The following is a 19,984-nucleotide window of genomic DNA, read 5'->3' as shown; positions in this document are numbered from 1 at the left end:
ATCGTCTTGATCGCTCATGTGCGAGTGATACACGTTCGAATCAACCGTCACCATCATCGACCCGCGCCCATGGCGCTGCAAGGAGCCTCCCCTGATGAGCGAGATGCGCACCGAAACCGACAGCTTTGGCCCGCTTGAAGTCCCGTCCGAAAAACTCTTTGGCGCGCAGACCGCCCGCTCGCTGATCAACTTCCCGATCGGTACCGAGACCATGCCGGTCCCGCTGATCCGGGCGCTGGGCGTGGTCAAGCGCTCCGCGGCCCTGGCCAACAAGAAGCTGGGCAATATGGAGGCCCGCGAGGCGGACGCGATTGCCGCCGCGGCCCTCGAGGTCGCGGAAGGCAAGTGGAATGACCATTTCCCCTTGTCTGTCTGGCAAACCGGCTCAGGCACCCAGTCCAACATGAACACCAATGAAGTGGTCTCCAACCGCGCCATCCAGATGCTGGGCGGCGTGGTCGGCTCGAAGGATCCGATCCATCCGAACGACCATGTGAACCGCTCCCAATCGTCGAACGACACCTTCCCGACGGCCATGCATATCGCCGCCGCCGAGGAAATCACCCACGCCCTCCTGCCCGCCTTGCAGAAGCTGCACAATGCACTCAACGACAAGGCGAATGCCTTCAAGGATATCATCAAGATCGGCCGCACCCATTTGCAGGATGCGACCCCGCTGACGCTGGGCCAGGAATTCTCCGGCTATGTCGCCATGGTCGGCAATGCGATCCGTCGCATCGAGGCGGCCTTGCCCGCCCTGCTGGAGCTGGCGCAAGGCGGTACGGCGGTCGGTACGGGTCTCAACACCCTGCCCGGCTTTGCCGAGACCTTCGCCGAGGAAGTCGCGGCCCTGACCAAGCTGAAATTCGTCACCGCGCCGAACAAGTTCGAGGCGCTGGCGACCAAGGACGCGCTGGTTGAAGCCCACGGCACACTGAACTCGGCCGCCGTCTCCCTGTTCAAAATCGCCAATGATATCCGTCTGCTGGGCTCCGGCCCGCGCTCGGGCCTGGGCGAGCTGGCCCTGCCGGAAAACGAGCCGGGCTCCTCGATCATGCCGGGCAAGGTCAATCCGACCCAGTGCGAAGCGATGACCATGGTCTGCGCCCAGGTGATGGGCAACAACACGACGGTGAGCTTTGCCGGCAGCCAGGGCCATTTCGAGCTCAATGTCTTCAAGCCGGTGATCATCTTCAACGTGCTGCAGTCGATCCGCCTTCTGGCCGACGCCGCCAACACCTTCACCGACAAATGCGTGGTCGGCATCAAGGCGCGCGAAGACAATATCACCGCCCTGATGGAGCGCTCGCTCATGCTGGTGACGGCGCTCAATTCGACAATCGGCTATGACAACGCCACCATCGTCGCCAAGACCGCCCACAAGAACGGTACCACGCTGCGCGAAGAAGCGGTGAAGCTGGGCTTTGTCACCGGCGAACAGTTCGACGAGATCGTGCGTCCGGAAAAGATGATCGGTCCGAAAACCTGAACATCGCCAAAATCATCTCATCCGAACCAAGCCTAGATGGCGCAGCCTGACGACGCGCACAATCGAGCGTCTAGTCAGGCTGACGCGCCGCCATGAACTCAACAAGTCCGGCATATCGGGCACGGTTGGGCTCCACGCTTTGCTGACAATATTCCTCGTCAGCATCTATCTCGGCCTGGAACTCGGCGCTGCGATGATTGGCATAAGCCTCAACGACCGACAAAACGGACAGACGGGCGGCGTAGGCGAGCATTTCAGGTGACATGGAGATTTCGCCGGGAGACAGCCGGCTGGCCATCCGGGTCGCCAGCTGCTCGCTGGCACGCCGCAGCATGTCATCCGCCAAGGCATTGAACTCCTCGTCAATGACGAAGGGGTATTGGCAATTGATTTCGCCCATGAATACGCGCAGATAATCGTCGATATAGGCGCCATATTCTTGCTCGAACGCGGCAACAAAGGCTTGGCTGTCCTCACTGGCGGCAGCGTCCAGATCAAGCTGGGCGTTGACAGGCGCCGTCAACACCAAAGCCCCGGCAAGAAGGGCGGCAAACTTGGCCGGAATGGCCCGCAGATTAAACTCTATCAGCAAGTCGATGACCTCCATTGCTCGACGCAAACCGGCAGCGGCAAACAGGTCACAACCACCGAAAGCTTGTCTACCACAGTATTGCCTGCTGAGCGCGTTCGGCCAGCTGAATTGACGCGAGCGCCAATCCTGACATCGCCATCAACGCGCAGTGGGGCGCCCGCATCCGTTCGGAAGCGCTGAGCAGCGCGAGACCTGGCCGAAATCGCGCCGATGGCAAACGGAGGGCGGCTTTGTCGAGCCGCCCTTCGCGTGTCTGCCTACTGGATACCCTGCCAGTACCGCCCATGCAGCGGCGCCCCGGCCTCGGCCAGCGCCTCCAGCGCCAGTTCCAGCCCTGAATAGCGCATCCCGTCGGGTGAGACGCTCATCTCGCCGCCGGCCATTAACACAACAGCGATATCGCCGGTTTCAGGCCAGGTGATCGCAAACGCCTGGTAGCCGGGATAATTGATACCCCAGTGCCAGAGCGAGGGCGCGTCGCCGTCTTCAACGGCAATGCCGAGCCCCCAGGCCGTGTCCTCCTGCACCGGCAGGAGGTCGGTGCGCATCCGCGCCATGACCGGATCCTCGCTGGCCATGACGGTATCCAGGAAAGCCAGATAATCCGCCGCGCTCGCCCGCAGGCCCGCGGGAGCGAGGAAGATGGCGGGCCGCTCGGCCAGCGATACGGGCGGGCGCATCACGCCCACCGCCACCAGCAAGGCCAGTGGCAGAAGCGCCAGCCCGCGGGCCCCGCGGCCACCGCTTGCCCACAGGGCGAAGGCAATGGCAATCAGACCGAGGAAAAGGACTGCGAATGGTCCCACCTGCACGAGATTCTGCATGCCCGGCAAGGCCAGCGCGGCGAACACGCCACCGCCCGCGGCCAGACTCGCAAGCAGTGCCAGCAGAAAGGACATGACCAGCCCCCGGCGCAGCCGCAGGCCGGCACTGAGCGCGCCCAGGACCAGGCCGGGCAGCAGGAAGACGATCGCCGCGCCCAGCAGGGAGAAGGCGAGCACAATGCCCCCATCAATGGCCGGCAGGGCCAGGTCGGCGTCCGGGTCGGCCCCGAACGCGCTGTCGGTCATCCCCAGCCGGGGCAGGACAACCGAATTCATATAGGTGGCAAAATCCTGCCCGGTAGTCTCCTCGATCACCGTGGCAAGATACATGAAGCCCTGCCCCGCATAGGCGAACTCGCCCGGCGGCCCGACCGGTTCGACCGCCAGACCCAGGGCGTTGTCGAACCCGGCCGCGTGATGCAACACATCGCGCAGGGTGAATTCCTCTCCCCCGGCATGGCGGGGCGCATCCAGATCCAGCCGGCCCTGGCGGGCGAGATCGAGCACGGCCCAGGCTGTGACCGGCTTGGACAGGGAAGCGACCTCGTACACTGTCCCGGCGTTCGGCGTGTCAGCACCCGCCTGGGCCAGATGGACCCTGCCATCAGCCCCGGCCCGGGCCGCTACCGAGAGCGACCGGACACCGGCCGCCTCGTGACGATCCACCAGAACCGCCGTCAAGCGCGCCGGGTCAAAGCCGGCCGAGTCCGGCGTACGCTCGCTTCCCGACCAGGCGGGTCGCATCAGCAGCGCCGTGGCGACGAGCGCCGCCACGACCAGTCCCAGTGTCAGGCTGAGAAAGGGGTAACCCCGGCTACGCGCCCTACTCATCGCCCGTTTCGATCGCCCGGATCGCCTCCATGGCCGGGTCGCGGCCCGCGACATAATCGTCCCAGTTCATGGGAGCCGGAATGTCGATATCGAGATCATCCACGATGACCGGGAAGATGTGCAGACTGCCCCAGGGACAGATGAAAAGGCCCTCACAACCATTCTGCAGGTCGTAGAAACCCGTGGAGTAACGCGCCCGGAAACCGGAGTTTGGCAGCGAGAACCACCAGCCCTCAGCCCAGAATTGGAGACGGTCGCCAATCTCCGACCCGACCAGACGAACCTGCTCCGGCGCGGCTTCCTTGGCCATGGCCAGATTGACGATACCGGCCGAGAAGGTGCTGCCGCTGGTGAGCAAGTACACGCGCCCATCGGGCCCGACAATCTCGCCCAGGCGGGACATCAGCGGTTCGGTGATGGTCAGGTCGCCGCCGCCATTCATGCGCTGGTCGACAATGATGACCGACGGGGCCATGGCCGCGATCTCGTCACCCGCACGGATGACAAAATCGGGCAGGCTCTCGCCGCTCTCATCATCATAATTGCGGGCCAGATTGAGATAGACCGCGTCCATGTCCGGCAGGGCCTGGAACCAATAGCCGCGGTCCGTGTGTTGCAGATAAAGCGGCTCGGCGGCCGGACGCACGCTCAGCCAATCGTCTGTTTCACGCCAGTTCGGCAGGACCAGATCGCCCGAATAATAGCGGTTCGCACCCTCGACCGGCTCGACCGGGGACAGGCTCACCTCTTCCACACGCCCATCATCAAAGCGCAGGCGCAGCGTCGTGTCCGTGATGCCGACCGCGGCCAGATAATCCGGGGTATCGAGAAAGAGCGGCGCAAAGGTCACAAAGCTCGCATCAACGCCGCCAAAGGCATCGCGGAAGCGCATCATGGCTTCGTCAGCCGGAATGCCACCAACATGGGTCAGCTCGGCGCCCAGCAGGGCTTGCTGGTCGGGCAAGGCGCGCATCACGCGGAGCTCGCCATCCAACCAGGTGAAGCGCACCGGCAAGCGCGGGAAGCTCGCCACCATGCGGGTCGCCGACCCATTGGAGTGACCATTGTCGATGATCGCCTGGACACGGGCCAGGGCCAGCTGGAACTCGGCGTCGGTCAGATCAGCCGCCTCGGCCTCCAGCGCGTCGACAGCCGCATCAAAGCGGGCTTTCATGTCGTCATCCATGGAGCGCTCATTGCGTCGCACATGATGGAAATGCCGAAGGTCCTGGGCGCGCGCCTCGGCAATCGTCTCGGGTTCGCCCTGGAAAATCGGCGGGACGGGAATCGGGTGAAAGGCAATGATCGTGGCGATGATCAGGAGGATATTTCGCCCCAGCCAGGCCAGCACCGCAGCAGCGGCCAACCAGACATACCAGGGGATGAGTCGAAAGGGCGCCGTCAGGACGCGGAGGGCAGAAGCCAGCATGGGTTTTTCCTTATCGAACGCACGAGCCGTTGATAGGATGCTGCCGGGATGAATTTGGATGCACACGAACTGTGCAAGACTTCCGCGAGGCCTGGATGACCAAACCCGTCAATCTGCGTCAATACCGCAAACAAAAGGCGCGCCGGGACAAGGCGGAGACCGCCGCAACCAATCGCGTCATCCACGGCACGCCCAAGGCCTTGCGTGACGCGGCGGCGGCTGAAGCCGCCCGACGCCAGGCCGAGCTGGCCGGCAAGAAGCGCGACTAGCGACCAACCGAAATTCCTACCACTGGGAGTTCATCACCGGCGCGCGGCCATGCTTGCGCTTGTAGGCGACGATCAAGCGCTGGGCTTCCTCGGCATCAGCCCAGGTTTCGGCGAACATCATCGCTTGCGGGTGCAGGCCGCGGCCCTTGTCCGGGATCGCCAGCTCGCGCTCATACATCGCACGCAGCGAGCGGGCGGGACCGATCTTCAACACACTCGAAATATCGTCCGGATCGCGCAGAAGCACATAGACGCCCGGCAAGTCCGGCACGTCTTTGACGCGCAACTTGGAAAACGGCAGGGGTTTGTACCAACGCAGCATCAGGCCACCACCATCGAGTTGTGTGACAGGACTCAGATGACGCCAATCCGCCGCAATATCCAGCCGCACGAACAGTCGCTAGCCGACGCTGAGCGCAAGCACGCGACTGACCTCGGACTGCGAGCAAGCTCCCTCTTTCGCCCATTCGGCGATCGCCGACGCAGATTTGGCGATCGCGGCCTTGGAGGTCGGAGCCTTGTCGACCACGCCTTCCCGCACCAGGGCGGCGCCGACATCGGCCGACAGTATCCACGCATCCCAGCCGGAAAAGCGCAGGAAATACTGGGCGGTCATACCCGACAGGCGCGAACCGCGCGATTTCAATACCGCCAGCAGCCCCGCCTGGTCATGCGATGGCCAATCCGCCATGAAGTTCCCGAAGCCGCCATGCTCGGCGGACAGGTCGGCAACCATGCGGGCATTCTCTACCGTGGCCATGATCTTCTGGCCATTGCGGACGATGCGCGCGTCTGACACCAGACGCGCGATATCATCATCGGAGAAAAAGCTGATCCGGTTCGGATCAAAGCCTTCGAACGCCGCTTCGAACCCGTCCCACTTGGCCTCGATCACCTTCCAGACAAAACCAGCCTGAAAAACGCATCGCGTCATCTGGGCCAACCAGCGATCATCGGGTATGGCGCGAAGCTCATCCGGCGACTTCGGGCCTGCGTGAGCGGCAAGGCGCGCCTCAAGGTCAGGATGATGCCGGGTGGCCAGCGCACGGATATCCGAAAACGTCTTCATTGAGTTCTCTCCCCTGCGACATAAGTGGAGTGTCTCGGGGGTTTCGCAAGAGCCCATCCAATCGCGTGGAGATTGAGCTTTCGATAAAGCGGGATTAAGGTTGCAGAACACGATCGGAGACGCGCCATGTTGCCAGTCAATGCCGACACCCTGCGGGCCATTGCGCCGCGCTTTTCCGGGACCCGCGGTGAGCGACAGGGCGAGATCATCGCCATCGCAGGCGAGGCCCTTGCAGGGACCCTGGAGCGCTACGCCATAAACACGCCGCTGCGCATTGCCCATTTCCTGGCCCAGACCGCCCATGAAAGCGCCGGATTCCAGACCACCGAGGAGTTTGCCTCCGGCGAGGCCTATGAAGGCCGCACTGATCTCGGCAATACCGAGCCGGGCGACGGCAGGCGCTTCAAGGGCCGCGGCCTGATCCAGCTCACCGGGCGCGCCAATTACAAATCACTGGGTGCCACTGTCGGCATCGATCTGGAGGCTGAGCCCGATCGCGCGGCCGAACCGGCACTCTCCCTCGTTATCGCGTGCGAATACTGGCAGAAGCGCGGCATTGGTGACCATGCCGATCGCGACGACATCATCGCCGCCACCTGGTCGGTCAATGGCGGACTGAATGGTCTGGATGACCGAATTCGCTATCTGGTCAAGGCGAAGGCGGAATTGGCAAACGCCCTGTTCGGCGAGCCCGCCGCCTTCCCGCTTCTGCGCGAAGGCGCCCGCGGGCCGGTCGTGGCGCGTCTGCAATTCGCCCTCCGCGACGCCGGTGTCGCTACCGGAATCGATGGTGATTTCGGTCCGGGCACCAAGGCAGCGGTGATGACCTTCCAGACACAAACCGGTCTCGTCGCCGATGGTGTTGTCGGCCCGGCCAGTTGGTCAAAGCTCGGTATCAAGCTCGAGGCACATGCCTGACCGGCTGGCCGAAGACCAGCTGGCATGCCAGTTTTTCAATCCCGTTCGAATAGAGTTCCCATGCCCCTCATCAAACGTTCCCTGTCCCTGGCCGGCCACCGCACGAGCATCTCGCTGGAGCCGGACTTCTGGGCAGAAGTGGACCGGATTGCCCAACAGCAGGGCCGCTCGGTGGCAAGCCTGGTCGGTGCGATTGATGCCGCGCGTGAGGATGAACCGCTGGCCTCGTCGGTGCGTGTCTGGGTGCTTCGGTCTCTGCGCGCCCATGCCAATCAGGACGCAAGCTGACTACTTGATCCGCACGCGCGCCAGATAGGCATCAACAGACTCCAGATCGACGTCAAAACGCACCACCTCATTGCCGCAATCCCAACCGCGCGACAGCCGGTCCGCGACATCCCGGGCGATCTCGTTGGCATCGGGCAAAGTCGACGCGTCGATATAGGCAACCGGGCAGACCGTATAGCCACCCTCGGCTGCGAGTGCGGTGACAATCAGTGTATTGGGCTCTTCGACACCGCCCATCGTGTCCAGCAATTCGGGCGGATTATAGTGGACGTACCGGTGGATTGTCGCGAAGGCCTCACCACCCTCCAATCGCCATTCAAGCACGGTATGGAAGCTGCCATACAGGCCGCGCATCGGGGCGTAGACGGTTTCGGATCGGGTCCCGTCCGGGCCAATATAGGCCGCCGCCGCGCCATGCTCTCCCGAAGTGATGTGGAGCGTCCACGCCCCATGGCCGGGACACACGGTTTCGTAGACGGGCTCATCCGGCAATTGGGTTGTGGAACAGGCGTCGTCGATCCGCGTATACGCGCTATCGAGTCTGGCATCCTGCGCTGCCAGCGCACCGCCACCCAGCATTGCGACTGCGAGCAAGCTCGCCGTAGGAAGTTGAAATTCAGACATGTGACCCCCGCACCAGGCGATAAGCTTACTCGCTCGATACGGGGGCACAAGCGGCAGATCAGGCCGGGGCGGTTTCTGTCTCAACAAGGCACTCACGCAGATTGCCGAAATGCTCGTCCCAGCCGGCGTCGTGATCACACAGGCTTTCGAAGATATCGGTTTTTGCGCCTTCAAACCCGTCATGCACCAGTTTCAGCAAGGTGCCGTTGGCAACCGGCGCCAAGGTCCATTCCACACGGGTCTTGTGACCTTCCAGCCACTGATGGGTGAAGCTGTAGACCAGCCGCGTCGGCGGTTCGGCCTCGAGAACATCGCCCCAGCACACCTTCGTCCCGCCACCATTATTGCTCAGCAGGGCATAGGCGGCACCCGGCACCAGCTCGGTGTCGGACGGGTGAAACCAGCGGGCCAGCAATTCGGGCCGTGTCAGAAAGTCCCAGACCCGTTCCGGGCTGGCCTTCAGGAAGAGTGATTTTTCAATACGGGCTTCAGTCATCTGTCGTTTCCACTTCTGCCTTGAGGGCGGCGAGGCGCTCATCCCAGAACACCTCGAACCGGGCGACCCACTGGGCCACTTGCGCCAGCGGCTCCGGATTGAGGCGATTGATCCGTTCACGGCCACGCGCCTCGACCGTGACCAGTCCGCCATCGCCCAGCACCTTGAGATGCTTGGCCACAGCCGGTCTGGTCATGTCGAAACGGCTCGCCACCTCGCCCACTGTCCGGTCACCATCTGCCAACATCAGCAGAATGGAGCGGCGGGTCGGGTCGGCCAAAGCCTTGAACACGTGATCCTGGATCGTCATAACCACCTCATGAAACCATCTGGTTTCGGATATATGATACTGAATGGTTGCATGTCAAGGCGCCGCTCCGAGGCGACGCGCGCTTGACCCTGACAGGCGACGCGCGCCAAACCTCGAACAGGATCGATTTTTCGAGGCGGGACAGCGTGATCACCCGGATCGGACAGGCTTTCCGCGACGGTCGCGGCCCGGCCCTGTTGGGGCTGGCTATCGTGGTCGGCATCATTGCCGGCTATGCGACGCTGGGCTTGCGACTGGGTATTGGCTGGGTCGAGCAAACGGCCTTTGGCGCCACAGAGGAACGCCTGGCCTCCACCGCCGCCAACCTGCCCGCCTGGCGGCTGGTCCTTATCCCGGTCATCACCGGATTTGTTATCGCCGGCCTGCTCGGCATCGGCCGCCGCCTGGGTCTGTCGCCGGACGGACGTGGTCTGGGCGTTGCCGACGTACTGGAGGCGCGGGCCGTCAAGGCCGGGCGGATTGATCTGCGCACGGGCCTATACTCCGCCTTGCTCTCCGCGATTTCACTCGGTGGTGGCGCCAGTGCCGGCCGCGAAGGTCCGGCCGTCCATCTCGGCGCCACGCTGGCCTCGGCCCTGGGACGGTGGTTCGGCATGGCGCCGCGCGGTTCGCGCATCCTGCTGGCCTGCGGCGCCGCGGCCGCCGTCTCCGCGAGCTTCAACGCCCCGATCGCAGGGGCCTTATTCGCCTTCGAGGTCGTGCTTGGCCACTACGCCTTGCGCTCGATTGCACCGGTGGCAACGTCCAGTGTTGTCGGCGCCTTGATCGTACGCCACCATTTCGGACAGGCACCAGTCTTCGGTGTGCCCGAAATGGCCGCCGCCAGCCTGTGGGACTTCCCCGCCGCAGCCGTTCTCGGCGTCGCCGCCGCCGGCCTGGCCATCCTGTTCAACCGTGGCGTCATCCATCTTCCTCCGCTTTTTGCCGGCTGGAGCGAGCGCTTTCACATTCCCAGCTGGCTGCTGCCCATTCCCGGCGGGCTGGCGATCGGATTGCTGGCCTTGATGGCACCGGAAATCCTCGGTGTCGGCTATGAGGCGACGTCAAACGCCTTGGCTACCGAGTACACATTCGGCCTCCTCCTTCTCCTGCTGGTCCTGAAAACCGTCGCGACAATCATCTCGCTGGCCTGCCGCTTTGCCGGCGGCGTGTTCTCGCCCTCACTCTACCTCGGGGCGATGCTGGGTTCGGCCTTCGGGATTGCCCTGACCATCCTCACCGGGGATCAAACCGCCGGCCCCGGTTTTTTCGCCGTGATCGGAATGGGCGCAGTCGCCGGCGCGGTATTGGGCGCGCCCCTCTCGACGACGCTGATCGTGTTTGAACTGACCACGAGTTATGAAGCCTCCGTCGCGGTACTGGTGGCCGTCTCGCTGGCCACCATCCTATCCCAGTCGACGCTCGGGGGATCGCTCTTCCAGCTGCAGATGCGACGGCGCGGCTATGACATCGCCGGCGGGGCCAGTCGGCTGGTGTTGCAAATTGTGCGGGTCCGCGACGTCATGGAACCGCTGGGCAGTTGGGGCGAGGAATCCGTGCCCGACGGGACCTGCCTCTATGAGGATGACACGCTGGGCCGGGCCTTCGCGGTGCTGGACGCGGAACAGATCGACAGTGTCATCGTCCGCGAGCGCTCGGATGCCCAGGCCGTCACGGGCATCATCTCGAAATCCGACGCCCAGGCCGCCTATGCAAGGCGCCTGGCCGAGATCAGCGAGGAAGAACACCGGTGACCCGATTTCCCCGCTTTCAGTCCGGTTATCCCTCTGGAAAGAATGTCCGCGATATGGTCGCGGGATGAGACTGACCGGGGCTGAAAATCTGGACTTGGACGGCGCTGTGCTGGGCGAAGGCCCGCTGACGCCTGAGGCCCTGCGCGCGGCCAATATCAATCCCGTGACCGGTTTGGCGACCGACTATCTCAATCATTTCAACGAAGTCGTCATGTTGATGGAAATGCTCCCCGACATGCCCGACTGCGCCGAAGACGTGCTCGAATGGGCCCCGTCGGACTATCCCGGCCACTTCGCCAATTCCGCCTTCAAGGACAAGGATCTGGCCATTCTCGCCTATCGCGCGGCGCCGAACGCGGTCCGGGCGCATCTGGAAACGCTCATTCTCCAGATCGATGGCGAAGTCCTGCGCGCCCAGTCCCTGCTGCGCGAGACGACCGATCCGGAAGCCTGTTCGAAAATCGCGCAACTCGCGACGGAAGAAATCAAACCGCTGATCGCGGCCGCCTCAGGCGCCATCCATGGCCGCACCGATGGCGAGGACGAGCTGGATGATGAAGCCGCCCAGGCCAATGTGGATGCGCTCTTCGGCTAAGCGACCGCGTCTGCCATTTCCTGAATGATATTATATTCTTGCAAAGCGACGGCACGCAGACCTTCAGGATCAGTCGCATTAACCTCAATTTCAATCAGGTTATGAACACTGTCTCCAACACGAATTGGAGACGGCCATGCCGATCATGGAATGGAGCAGCGACCTCGACGTTGGCGTCGAACGCATGAATGACGAACACAAGGATATCCTTGATCTGATGAACCGGATCTCGGATGCCGCGGAAAATGGCCAGAGCGGTCCGCCCGTCATCGCGCTGGTCGATCAGCTCGCCCAGGTCACGATTGACCATTTTCACGACGAGGAAGCCTTCATGGCCTCGATCAACTATGAGGGCCTGACCACCCACAAGCTGATCCACCAGGACCTGCTGAAGAAATACGGCGAATTCGCCGACCTCATCCGGGCTGACAACGGTCAGCTGCCACACAAATTTCTGATGTTCCTGAAACTCTGGCTCACTGCCCACATCAAGGGCATCGACATGAAATACTCACCCAAAACGCCGCTGAGGCTGGCGGGCTAGGACTTAGCGATAATCCGCCGGGTCGAAATCGAGAACAAGCTCGGCGCCAAGCAGCTCCAGATCGATCAGCTCTTCAGGCACGGCACTGCGATGCCAGTAGCCCGGACCTCGACGGTCCGATTGAGCGCGGATCGCGGTCCACTGATTCAGCAGGCCCCGATCCGGCTCGATCACGAGTTCCGCCGGTGCGACCCCATCCATATCAACCCGATAAATCCGCCGAGGCAGGAAACCGGGCTCAAATACAATGGTCTGAACGCGCTGCCCGTCGAAGCGCTCCGCAACCGGCAAGTGCAATGTCATGAAGATCCCGCCGGGCCCCCGCGCTGCGCCAACCTGAGCGGTCAGCCCGTCCCCGAGAAAAATCCCCTGCACGATCGGGGTCAGCGACACCAGCTCGCCCACCGGTGCTCTGACGGGAGCGTCTTCACGCAGAGCCGCGGTCGCACAGCCTGCGAGGCTGAAAGCGCTAGCGATCATCAACACTCCACCGACATTCATGTCAGCCTCCTCCCGGGCGCGCCAAAGCGAACAAAAAACGAACAATCACACATGTCTCCCTTGGGATCGGGCGCCAATCGGTCCAGTATGGCGCATTGAATCGGTTCGACAAACAGGGGTTGCCCCCGCCGTCCAAGCAGCAGGGAATTGCATGTCCGGTCTTTCCATCTCCGACATGGCGCGCCCCGCGCCGCCGACGCCCTATCTGGAAGGGTTGAACAACGAGCAGCGCTCGGCCGTGGAAGCGATGGACGGGCCGGTCCTGGTGCTGGCGGGCGCCGGGACTGGCAAGACCCGTGTTTTGACCACCCGCCTCGCCCATATCCTCGCCACCGGTCGCGCGCGGCCATGGGAAATTCTCGCCGTCACCTTCACCAACAAGGCGGCCCGCGAGATGAAGGAACGGGTCGGCAAGATCATCGGTGAGGCGGTCGAAGGCGTGCCCTGGCTGGGAACTTTCCACTCGGTCTCGGCCCAGATCCTGCGCCGCCATGCCGAGCTGGTGGATCTGAAATCCTCCTTCACGATTCTCGACACGGACGACCAGCTGCGCCTGATGAAGCAGATCATCCAGGCGGAAAATATCGACGAGAAGCGCTGGACGCCGCGCCATCTCGCCAGCCTGATCGATGGCTGGAAGAATCGCGGCCTGATGCCGGCCCAGCTCGGCGAGGATGACAAATGGGCCTTTGCCGAGGGCCGTGGCCAGGGTCTCTACCAGATTTATCAGGACCGTCTGAAAACGCTCAATGCCTGCGATTTCGGCGATCTACTGCTGCACACGCTGCACATCTTCAAGGACAATCCGGACGTCCTGAAGCTCTATCACGAAAAATTCCGCTATCTCCTGGTCGACGAGTACCAGGACACCAATGTCGCCCAGTATCTCTGGCTGCGCCTTCTGGCCCAGGGTACGGGGAATATCTGCTGTGTGGGCGATGACGACCAGTCGATCTATGGCTGGCGCGGCGCCGAGGTCGATAACATATTGCGCTTCGAAAAGGACTTCGTCGGCGCGGAAGTGATCCGGCTGGAGCGAAATTACCGCTCGACCGCGCATATCCTGGGGGCCGCCTCCGGCCTGATCGCCGCCAATCGCTCGCGCCTTGGCAAGACCTTGTGGACCGATGATGCCGATGGCGAAAAGGTCCAGGTCCGCGGCATCTGGGATGGCGAGGCCGAGGCCCGCTATGTCGCCGAGGAAATCGAGAATTGGGTCTCCGGCGGCCGCGCCTATTCCGACAGTGCCGTCCTCGTCCGCGCCGCCTGGCAGATGCGCGCCTTTGAAGACCGTTTCATCATGCTGGGCCTGCCCTACAAGGTGATCGGCGGACCGCGCTTCTTCGAGCGCGCCGAAGTCCGCGACGCCCACGCCTATCTGCGCCTGGTGCGCTCGCCGGAGGATGATCTCGCCTTCGAGCGCATCGTCAACACGCCCAAGCGCGGCATTGGCGACACCACGGTCCAAAAGATTGCCATGACCGCGCGGGCCCAGGGCGTGCCGATGACCGAGGCGACCCGGCTCATGCTCGGCACGGACGAGATCCGCGGCAAGGCGCGCACGGCGCTGGGTGTCTTCCTGCGCGATATCGAGCGCTGGCGGGAACAGTCCGAACAGAGCCGGCTGGACGAGCTGGCCGAAATCATTCTCGACGAGAGCGGCTATACCGCCATGTGGCGGGAGGACAAGACACCCCAGGCTGCCGGCAAGCTGGAAAACCTCAAGGAGCTGGTCCGCTCCATGGGCGAATACGACACGCTGGAAGCCTATCTCGAACATGTCGCCCTGCTCACGGATGCCGATCGTCAGCCGGATGAAGACGAGATTTCCCTGATGACGCTCCACGGCGCCAAGGGTCTGGAATTCCCGCTCGTTTTCCTGCCCGGCTGGGAAGAGACCGTCTTCCCCTCCCAGCGTTCGCTGGATGAGGGCGGCACGCGTTCGCTCGAGGAGGAACGCCGCCTCGCCTATGTCGGCATCACCCGCGCCCGCGAACGCGCCATCATTACCTTCACCGCCAATCGCATGATCTATGGCCGCTGGCAGACCGTCATCCCGTCCCGCTTTATCGATGAGATGCCGGTCGATCATGTCGAGGCGCGCTCGGAGACCGGCTATTACGATAGCGGCCCCGGTTTCGAAAGCGTCAGCCAACAGCCCGACGCCATGGCCTCGAGCTATTCCAGCCCCGGCTGGAAGCGCTATCAGGCCAACCAGCAATCCGGCCGCCGCTCCTCACCGCCCACCATCAACGCCAAGGCCACACTTATTGAAAGCGGAGGGTCCGACACCAACGGCACCTGGCGCGCCGGCGACCGCGTCTTCCACGACAAATTCGGCTACGGCACTGTGAAGAAAGCCGATGGCTCCAAATACACGGTGAAATTCGACAAGGCCGGCGAGAAGAAGGTGGTGGAGAATTTCTTGCGGGAATTGCCGTGACGCCCAACATCGAGACCCCATGATCCGCGCCTTCCTCCTTGCTGCCACTACTGCCCTCGCGGCCTGCCAATCGCTTCCGGCGTCTGCGCCGGCCTTCACCGACCCGCATGCCGACGTTCGCCCCATCGCCTGGAACGAACTGCTCGACCGGCCGCGCGAGTCGGCGACAGCGCGCATCGCCTTTGGCGAAGGCGAGCTGGAATTCGGCGAGTTGTGGCTGCCTGACGGCGACGGGCCTTTCCCGGTCGTGGCCATGGTGCATGGCGGGTGCTGGCTGTCGCAGATTCCCGGCACCATACTGCAGGATTATGTCGCCGCCGATCTGCGCGATCACGGGATCGCCGTCTGGAACCTCGAATACGCCCGCATCGGGCATGAGACAGGCGGCTGGCCGGGCACGTTCGAGGATATTGCCGACGGGATGGATCATCTGCGCGCGGTCGCGGATGACTACCCACTCGATCTCGACCGTCTCGTCTTCACGGGCCATTCCGCTGGCGGCCATCTGGCCCTGTGGGCGGCAGCACGGGGTGGCTTGCCCGAGGACAGCGCGCCCTGGCGTGCCGATCCGCTCCTGCCCGACGCGGTGGTCACCCTGGCCGGCATCAATGACCTCGCCGATTATCGCGCGCACGGGCCGGGGCGCTGCGGCGAGCCGGATACGGTCGACAATCTCATCGGCCCGGTTGACGGACAGACGCGCGAGCTGATGGCCCAGGTCTCGCCCGGCTCAATGGATGGGATCGCGGTGGATCAGGTGATCGTGTCTGGTGAACTCGATCCCATTGTGCCGCCGGTTCTCGGCGCGCGCTACACGCTTCTTGCCGCCGAGCGCGGTGACAGTGTCCGGCATGTTGTGCTGCCCGGGGCCGGCCATTTCGAGCTGATCGATCCGGTTTCTGCCGCATGGCAGGAGATCCGGGCGGTGCTCATCGAGGCGCTGGAAGTGGAGTAACAGTGACAAGCGGGGGCCGCCCCCACCCGTCCTTGCTTGTCATGCCAGCCAGCAGGCCGCATGGGTTCATTCGCGTCAAGGCCGCCTTCGGCGCCGCAAAGCGGGCATGCGCCTTGACGCGAATGAACCCATGCGGCGGTCTCCCGGCAAGACATTCAAGGTCTTCTCCCGAGCTTTCGCTCGCGAGGTTCAACTCGGCACCACCACCCTCCCCGCTTGATTTCCGCCGCGCCAGCGTCCACACCGCCCGCCTTATCCGGAGACCGCCCATGACCACGCTTTGGCGCCTGACTGCCCTGTCCGATTTTGCCACCCTGGCCGATGTCGTCGAACGCCTCGACGAAGTCTATCCGCCGGTCGCCTTGAGCTGGGCCATCTTCGAGGAAGGCCCGACGGCTCGCCTGGACGTGCTCTTCCAGTCCATGCCCGATGAAGCGGCTTTCCGCGCCGCCTCGGGCATCAGCGATGATATTTCCGTGGAGTTCGGGCCGCTGCCGGAAGAGGATTGGGTGCGCCTCTCGTTACAGGGTCTCAAACCGGTTGATGCCGGACGCTTCACCCTGTTCGGCGCGCATGATCGCGACGCTGTGGCCGACGGTCAGATCGGCATCGAGATCGAAGCCGGCCCGGCCTTCGGTACGGGCCATCATGGCACCACGCGTGGCTGCCTGATCGCCTTTTCGGAAATGCTTGATGCCGGCGCCTCGCCCAGAACGGTCTTCGATCTGGGCTGCGGCACAGCGGTGCTCGCCATAGCCGCGGCGAAAGTCCTGCCCGACGCCGAAATCCTCGCCTCCGACGTCGACCCTGAAGCGGTCGATGAAAGCGCGGAGAACTGCGCGAAGAACACCACACCCGGCATTGACTGCTTTGTCGCCGAGGGCCTCGATCATCCCAAGCTGGCGGGTCGCCAGTTCGAGCTGGTCTTCGCCAATATCCTCGCCGGTCCGCTGGTCGAACTGGCGCCCGGTGTCGCAGAAATTCTGGCCCCGGGCGGCAAGGTCATCCTGTCCGGTCTGCTGACCGAACAGGAAGCCTGGGTCCGCGCCGCCTATGAGGCCGCCGGCCTCAGCGTCCACCGCCAGCCGCCACTTGAGGGCTGGGAGACGCTGATCGCCAGCAAGGGTTAGGCCCTCTAATCCTCAGCTGCCTCGTCGTCGAAACCGGCAAACAAATCCGCCAGTTCAATCGAGAGCGCCTGCAGGTTTTCGCTGTCGGCATTGCCCGTCAACGCGACCGAAATTTGCGGTTCGACATAGACAATCAGGAAGGACCGCCCGCCCGGCGAGCCACCGGAATGGGCCGCATAGTGCAGGTCAACACTCTCGGCATAACCCGCCCAGGGGCCCGGCAAGTCAGTCCAGGTGTCAAGATCAACGATTTCGCCTGCGGCCAGGAATTGCCCCATTGCCGCGAGATCGCGCGAACTGGCCAAGAGGCCACCTGCGCCGAACTTGCACTCGGCGGACAGGCCCTCAATGGCTTGCGGCCCCTCACCCAGATCTACCCAATTGGTGGCCTTGTCAGCGTCGTCAGAATCACGCCGGGCCAGATAGCTGTCGCCGAGCACGGCCTGCATCGCGGCATCGAAACTGTCGGTATCGGTCAGCCGGACGAGCAGGTGACTCAGAAGGACATAGCCATAGGTCGAATAGGCGATCTCGCCGTCAGCCGGCGATGAGAGCGGCGCGTCGATAAAATGATCCAACGCATCCGCGGGCGTTTCACACCGACGATCGGAAAAGCTGATCCAGTCCTCGCGCGATGTGTAGTGACGCACGCCGGCGCGATGCGCGAGCAGGTCACGGAGCGTGACCGCCTCATATTGCGAGGGCAGACCCGGATCTATGTGACGCACCGGTGTGTCGAGGTCGAGCTCCCCGGCCTGCTCAAGCCGGGCATAGGCCAGGGCCGTCAGCATTTTCGCGACCGAGTAGACATTATAGTCCCTGTCGACACCGTCGGCCGCGTCGCGCTGCCAGCCGCCTTCGGCCTCCCAGGCAATCTCGCCCGCGACCATCACCGTCGCATTGAGCGCGGGATAGTCCTGCGCAATCGGGTCGAAGGCGGCCTGTGCCTGTTCCGCGAGCGTCGGCGTCGCGACCTGGCCAGCCATACTCAACCAGAGACTTGCGGCTCCGGCGCTTGCGGTCAAAAAACTTCCAATCGTCAGCATGTGCATTCCTGTTATTGACTTGCCCCCCGGCAAAAGGCGCTCATGCCGGGCATTCCGGGCCTCGCCCACCACAAAAGGATGAATGGCTCACATCATGGCTGGATGGCTCAAAGCGATAGCAGACCGCCGGCCGGGCCTTGAAAGTGTCGGCCTGGTCCTGCTGGCACTCGCCTTCCTCCTCGGCGCGCCTCAGCCCCGTATCGATGCGCGCATGCCGGAGACGGTTCGCTATTTCGACGCGGATATCGGTCTGGACGCCATTCTCGCCGACCCGGCAGCGGGCCAGCGGATCGCCTATCGCAGCATTGAGCATCCCGAGACCGCCGGCTGGCTGGTCTGGGATGATGTGCCGATCGCCCGGGACGGACCGCCGCCGGCCATCAGCACGTCCGGCCCGTTTTCGGCGACGCTCTGGTTCAATGGTCAGCTGATCGGCGAAAAGGGCCAGCCCGGCACCGACGCGGCAGGCGAGACCGCCGGGGCGATCGACAGCCTCTTCGCCCTACCGGCGCGATTGATCCGGTCCGACGGCAATCAACTCGTCATGCGCCTGTCCAGCCACCGCGCCGGCTACACGCCCCACACCCTGGTCCAATCCCTCTTCATCATGCCCTATAGCGCCGAGACGAGACGGCCGGTGCGCTATTACCTGCCCCTGACCATTCTCGGCGCCGGACTGGTCGCTCTGGCGCTCGCCTTTGCCTTGCGGGCATGGCGCGTCGGAGACGGGCGGGGGCTCTGGCTGGCGATCGCATTGGCCGGGCTGACCTTTGCTGGCCTGGCCGAGATTTCCCGGGCCCTGATCAACTACCCCTATGACTGGCACCAGCCGCGCCAGGCACTCAGCCTGCTCGGCCTCGCCGTGTTCGGACTCGCCCTTCTGCGCTTTGCCCAACAACGTTGGGCAGCAGCGGGGCGGGTGGCTGCGGTCTGGATGGGTGCAAGCGCATTGATCGCGTTGATCGGCCTGCTGGCGATGACCGGCTATGATGCCAAATCCGCGGCAGTAACCGCCTGCCTGACAGGTTCGACCGCCCTCTGGATGGCGTGGCGCGGCGACGCATCCGCGCGGGCACTGGCGATCGGGCTGGCATTCCTGCCGCTCTACGCACTTCTCCTGCCTGCCGATCTCATCGATCGCGGCGTCTATGCGCTGGTGCTGGGATTGTTTGCCTTGCCCGCCATTCGCTGGCCGGAGTTTCTCCAGCCGGAACCGACCGCGCCACCTGCCGTTCTGGCGCTACAATCGACCGGCCGCCTGACACGGTTGGCCTGCCCGGACATTGTCCATCTCGCCGCAGCCGGCAATTATACCGAGGTGCATGTCACCGACGGCGCGACACATCTGGACAATCGCAATCTGAGTGCGCTGCTCGACCTGTTACCGGCCGGCTTTGTCCGCGTTCACCGCTCGCACGCGGTCAATCTCCAGCATGTCCTGGCGCTGACCAGCGAGGTTGGCAGCCGCTACCAGCTCGAACTGGCTGGCGGCGCATCCATCCCCGTCAGCCGCCGCGAAGTGGCCGGTCTGCGCGAGCGCCTGGCCGGCCGAAAGGCGTGATCAGGCGCGCTTGCCCTTGAGGCCGAAACTGGCAAGGAAAGCGTTGACATCATTGGTGCGCGGCAGGGCGCGGATGCCGCTGCGCGAACGGTTGCGCTCCAGCGAGCGGTTGAGCATGTCGTTGGCGTTCATGGAGCGCCAGTCATCAATCCCGTACAGCATGGGAAACTCCTTTGAATTCCCCGCGCTTTAGCCATGGATTGCTGCGTCTGCGAAGCGCCGCTTCCGCAAGTCAGGACTGCGCAATTGCATGGCGTGGTAAACACGGTATGCACAGACACCGGTGCACGCGACGGGTGCGCCTCCGCTGACAAAC

General features: G+C 63.6%; 22 protein-coding genes. 11 read left to right on the top strand and 11 right to left on the bottom strand.

Annotated elements, in window-relative coordinates; translation table 11 throughout:
* The first annotated feature begins 94 nt into the window (after window positions 1-94).
* Complete coding sequence (gene fumC, locus Q0X62_RS10530; protein WP_297735212.1) at window positions 95-1,489, top strand: class II fumarate hydratase; 1,395 nt, start codon at window positions 95-97, stop codon at window positions 1,487-1,489.
* A 70-nt stretch (window positions 1,490-1,559) separates the two neighbouring features.
* Here the strand turns inward: fumC and Q0X62_RS10525 are convergent, their stop codons facing one another.
* The 3 genes from Q0X62_RS10525 to Q0X62_RS10515 all read right to left on the bottom strand — a co-directional run bounded on the left by Q0X62_RS10525 (window position 1,560) and on the right by Q0X62_RS10515 (window position 5,165).
* On the bottom strand, window positions 1,560-2,081 hold the full coding sequence (locus Q0X62_RS10525) for a hypothetical protein (RefSeq protein ID WP_297735209.1): 522 nt from the start codon (window positions 2,079-2,081) through the stop codon (window positions 1,560-1,562).
* A gap of 257 nt (window positions 2,082-2,338) precedes the next feature.
* Complete coding sequence (locus tag Q0X62_RS10520) at window positions 2,339-3,736, bottom strand: serine hydrolase (protein WP_297735206.1); 1,398 nt, start codon at window positions 3,734-3,736, stop codon at window positions 2,339-2,341.
* The gene (locus Q0X62_RS10515; RefSeq protein ID WP_297735203.1) at window positions 3,729-5,165 is read right to left on the bottom strand and encodes a hypothetical protein; all 1,437 of its coding nucleotides are present in this window, start codon (window positions 5,163-5,165) and stop codon (window positions 3,729-3,731) included. Before Q0X62_RS10515 ends, Q0X62_RS10520 begins: the two co-directional genes overlap by 8 nt.
* A 95-nt stretch (window positions 5,166-5,260) precedes the next feature.
* Here Q0X62_RS10515 and Q0X62_RS10510 point away from each other — a divergent pair, with 95 nt between their 5' ends.
* On the top strand, window positions 5,261-5,434 hold the full coding sequence (locus Q0X62_RS10510) for a DUF4169 family protein (protein WP_297735199.1): 174 nt from the start codon (window positions 5,261-5,263) through the stop codon (window positions 5,432-5,434).
* Between the two features lie 16 nt (window positions 5,435-5,450).
* Here the strand turns inward: Q0X62_RS10510 and Q0X62_RS10505 are convergent, their stop codons facing one another.
* A complete protein-coding gene (locus Q0X62_RS10505) occupies window positions 5,451-5,756 on the bottom strand; it encodes a hypothetical protein (RefSeq protein WP_297735196.1) in 306 nt (101 codons plus the stop codon).
* Between the two features lie 78 nt (window positions 5,757-5,834).
* Complete coding sequence (locus tag Q0X62_RS10500) at window positions 5,835-6,503, bottom strand: DNA-3-methyladenine glycosylase I (RefSeq protein WP_297735193.1); 669 nt, start codon at window positions 6,501-6,503, stop codon at window positions 5,835-5,837.
* Between the two features lie 126 nt (window positions 6,504-6,629).
* Between Q0X62_RS10500 and Q0X62_RS10495 the strand changes: the two genes are divergently transcribed.
* Together Q0X62_RS10495 and Q0X62_RS10490 are read left to right on the top strand one after the other, a co-directional pair.
* Complete coding sequence (locus Q0X62_RS10495) at window positions 6,630-7,421, top strand: peptidoglycan-binding protein (protein ID WP_297735190.1); 792 nt, start codon at window positions 6,630-6,632, stop codon at window positions 7,419-7,421.
* Between the two features lie 60 nt (window positions 7,422-7,481).
* Window positions 7,482-7,709 (top strand): ribbon-helix-helix domain-containing protein, encoded by a 228-nt coding sequence (locus tag Q0X62_RS10490; RefSeq protein ID WP_297735187.1) that lies wholly within the window; start codon window positions 7,482-7,484, stop codon window positions 7,707-7,709.
* Here the strand turns inward: Q0X62_RS10490 and Q0X62_RS10485 are convergent, their stop codons facing one another.
* The 3 genes from Q0X62_RS10485 to Q0X62_RS10475 are packed head-to-tail and all read right to left on the bottom strand — an operon-like array spanning window position 7,710 to window position 9,139.
* Window positions 7,710-8,333, bottom strand: a complete 624-nt coding sequence (locus tag Q0X62_RS10485; RefSeq protein ID WP_297735184.1) for a hypothetical protein — start codon at window positions 8,331-8,333, stop codon at window positions 7,710-7,712. It lies immediately after the preceding gene.
* Between the two features lie 58 nt (window positions 8,334-8,391).
* Entirely contained in the window at window positions 8,392-8,829 is a 438-nt protein-coding gene (locus Q0X62_RS10480; RefSeq protein ID WP_297735182.1) for an SRPBCC domain-containing protein, read from the bottom strand.
* Entirely contained in the window at window positions 8,822-9,139 is a 318-nt protein-coding gene (locus Q0X62_RS10475; RefSeq protein ID WP_297735179.1) for a metalloregulator ArsR/SmtB family transcription factor, read from the bottom strand. The genes Q0X62_RS10480 and Q0X62_RS10475 overlap by 8 nt, the downstream gene beginning before the upstream one ends.
* 83 nt (window positions 9,140-9,222) lie before the next feature.
* Here Q0X62_RS10475 and Q0X62_RS10470 point away from each other — a divergent pair, with 83 nt between their 5' ends.
* The 3 genes from Q0X62_RS10470 (at window position 9,223) to Q0X62_RS10460 (ending at window position 12,032) form a co-directional block, all read left to right on the top strand.
* A complete protein-coding gene (locus Q0X62_RS10470) occupies window positions 9,223-10,893 on the top strand; it encodes a chloride channel protein (RefSeq protein WP_297735176.1) in 1,671 nt (556 codons plus the stop codon).
* A 64-nt stretch (window positions 10,894-10,957) separates the two neighbouring features.
* Window positions 10,958-11,488, top strand: a complete 531-nt coding sequence (locus Q0X62_RS10465; protein ID WP_297735172.1) for a hypothetical protein — start codon at window positions 10,958-10,960, stop codon at window positions 11,486-11,488.
* 136 nt (window positions 11,489-11,624) lie between these two features.
* Window positions 11,625-12,032: a bacteriohemerythrin gene (locus Q0X62_RS10460; RefSeq protein ID WP_297735169.1), complete on the top strand. Its 408-nt coding sequence runs from the start codon at window positions 11,625-11,627 to the stop codon at window positions 12,030-12,032.
* A gap of 3 nt (window positions 12,033-12,035) precedes the next feature.
* Here the strand turns inward: Q0X62_RS10460 and Q0X62_RS10455 are convergent, their stop codons facing one another.
* Entirely contained in the window at window positions 12,036-12,533 is a 498-nt protein-coding gene (locus tag Q0X62_RS10455; RefSeq protein ID WP_297735166.1) for a hypothetical protein, read from the bottom strand.
* Window positions 12,534-12,684: 151 nt separating this feature from the next.
* Here Q0X62_RS10455 and Q0X62_RS10450 point away from each other — a divergent pair, with 151 nt between their 5' ends.
* The 3 genes from Q0X62_RS10450 (at window position 12,685) to Q0X62_RS10440 (ending at window position 17,061) form a co-directional block, all read left to right on the top strand.
* Window positions 12,685-14,976, top strand: coding sequence for an ATP-dependent helicase (locus Q0X62_RS10450; protein ID WP_297735164.1), 2,292 nt, complete (start codon window positions 12,685-12,687; stop codon window positions 14,974-14,976).
* Window positions 14,977-14,995: 19 nt separating this feature from the next.
* Window positions 14,996-15,931 (top strand): alpha/beta hydrolase, encoded by a 936-nt coding sequence (locus Q0X62_RS10445; protein ID WP_297735161.1) that lies wholly within the window; start codon window positions 14,996-14,998, stop codon window positions 15,929-15,931.
* Window positions 15,932-16,200: 269 nt separating this feature from the next.
* Window positions 16,201-17,061, top strand: coding sequence for a 50S ribosomal protein L11 methyltransferase (locus Q0X62_RS10440; protein ID WP_297735158.1), 861 nt, complete (start codon window positions 16,201-16,203; stop codon window positions 17,059-17,061).
* A gap of 5 nt (window positions 17,062-17,066) precedes the next feature.
* On the opposite strand, the gene Q0X62_RS10435 is transcribed toward Q0X62_RS10440, so the two are convergent.
* The gene (locus Q0X62_RS10435; RefSeq protein ID WP_297735155.1) at window positions 17,067-18,107 is read right to left on the bottom strand and encodes a serine hydrolase; all 1,041 of its coding nucleotides are present in this window, start codon (window positions 18,105-18,107) and stop codon (window positions 17,067-17,069) included.
* 94 nt (window positions 18,108-18,201) lie between these two features.
* Between Q0X62_RS10435 and Q0X62_RS10430 the strand changes: the two genes are divergently transcribed.
* Window positions 18,202-19,668, top strand: coding sequence for a LytTR family DNA-binding domain-containing protein (locus Q0X62_RS10430; protein WP_297735152.1), 1,467 nt, complete (start codon window positions 18,202-18,204; stop codon window positions 19,666-19,668).
* Here Q0X62_RS10430 and Q0X62_RS10425 read toward each other — a convergent pair whose 3' ends face one another.
* Window positions 19,669-19,830, bottom strand: a complete 162-nt coding sequence (locus Q0X62_RS10425) for a hypothetical protein (RefSeq protein WP_297735149.1) — start codon at window positions 19,828-19,830, stop codon at window positions 19,669-19,671. It abuts the gene before it with no gap.
* Window positions 19,831-19,984: the final 154 nt, after the last annotated feature.

This window comes from uncultured Maricaulis sp. (genome assembly GCF_947259345.1).
In the GTDB taxonomy this organism is placed as follows: domain Bacteria; phylum Pseudomonadota; class Alphaproteobacteria; order Caulobacterales; family Maricaulaceae; genus Maricaulis.
Note: the sequence above shows the minus strand (reverse complement) of the source record. Positions and strands in the feature narration are given on the sequence as shown.

Excerpts from the sequence above, each read along its gene's own strand:
- Q0X62_RS10455 (WP_297735166.1), bottom strand. The coding sequence starts at position 12,533 with ATGAATGTCGGTGGAGTGTTGATGATCGCTAGCGCTTTCAGCCTCGCA.
- Q0X62_RS10495 (WP_297735190.1), top strand. The coding sequence starts at position 6,630 with ATGTTGCCAGTCAATGCCGACACCCTGCGGGCCATTGCGCCGCGCTTT.
- fumC (WP_297735212.1), top strand. The coding sequence starts at position 95 with ATGAGCGAGATGCGCACCGAAACCGACAGCTTTGGCCCGCTTGAAGTC.
- Q0X62_RS10430 (WP_297735152.1), top strand. The coding sequence starts at position 18,202 with ATGGCTGGATGGCTCAAAGCGATAGCAGACCGCCGGCCGGGCCTTGAA.
- Q0X62_RS10485 (WP_297735184.1), bottom strand. The coding sequence starts at position 8,333 with ATGTCTGAATTTCAACTTCCTACGGCGAGCTTGCTCGCAGTCGCAATG.
- Q0X62_RS10490 (WP_297735187.1), top strand. The coding sequence starts at position 7,482 with ATGCCCCTCATCAAACGTTCCCTGTCCCTGGCCGGCCACCGCACGAGC.
- Q0X62_RS10520 (WP_297735206.1), bottom strand. The coding sequence starts at position 3,736 with ATGAGTAGGGCGCGTAGCCGGGGTTACCCCTTTCTCAGCCTGACACTG.
- Q0X62_RS10445 (WP_297735161.1), top strand. The coding sequence starts at position 14,996 with ATGATCCGCGCCTTCCTCCTTGCTGCCACTACTGCCCTCGCGGCCTGC.
- Q0X62_RS10500 (WP_297735193.1), bottom strand. The coding sequence starts at position 6,503 with ATGAAGACGTTTTCGGATATCCGTGCGCTGGCCACCCGGCATCATCCT.
- Q0X62_RS10425 (WP_297735149.1), bottom strand. The coding sequence starts at position 19,830 with ATGCTGTACGGGATTGATGACTGGCGCTCCATGAACGCCAACGACATG.
- Q0X62_RS10515 (WP_297735203.1), bottom strand. The coding sequence starts at position 5,165 with ATGCTGGCTTCTGCCCTCCGCGTCCTGACGGCGCCCTTTCGACTCATC.
- Q0X62_RS10460 (WP_297735169.1), top strand. The coding sequence starts at position 11,625 with ATGCCGATCATGGAATGGAGCAGCGACCTCGACGTTGGCGTCGAACGC.
- Q0X62_RS10465 (WP_297735172.1), top strand. The coding sequence starts at position 10,958 with ATGAGACTGACCGGGGCTGAAAATCTGGACTTGGACGGCGCTGTGCTG.
- Q0X62_RS10435 (WP_297735155.1), bottom strand. The coding sequence starts at position 18,107 with ATGCTGACGATTGGAAGTTTTTTGACCGCAAGCGCCGGAGCCGCAAGT.
- Q0X62_RS10475 (WP_297735179.1), bottom strand. The coding sequence starts at position 9,139 with ATGACGATCCAGGATCACGTGTTCAAGGCTTTGGCCGACCCGACCCGC.
- Q0X62_RS10440 (WP_297735158.1), top strand. The coding sequence starts at position 16,201 with ATGACCACGCTTTGGCGCCTGACTGCCCTGTCCGATTTTGCCACCCTG.
- Q0X62_RS10510 (WP_297735199.1), top strand. The coding sequence starts at position 5,261 with ATGACCAAACCCGTCAATCTGCGTCAATACCGCAAACAAAAGGCGCGC.
- Q0X62_RS10450 (WP_297735164.1), top strand. The coding sequence starts at position 12,685 with ATGTCCGGTCTTTCCATCTCCGACATGGCGCGCCCCGCGCCGCCGACG.
- Q0X62_RS10505 (WP_297735196.1), bottom strand. The coding sequence starts at position 5,756 with ATGCTGCGTTGGTACAAACCCCTGCCGTTTTCCAAGTTGCGCGTCAAA.
- Q0X62_RS10480 (WP_297735182.1), bottom strand. The coding sequence starts at position 8,829 with ATGACTGAAGCCCGTATTGAAAAATCACTCTTCCTGAAGGCCAGCCCG.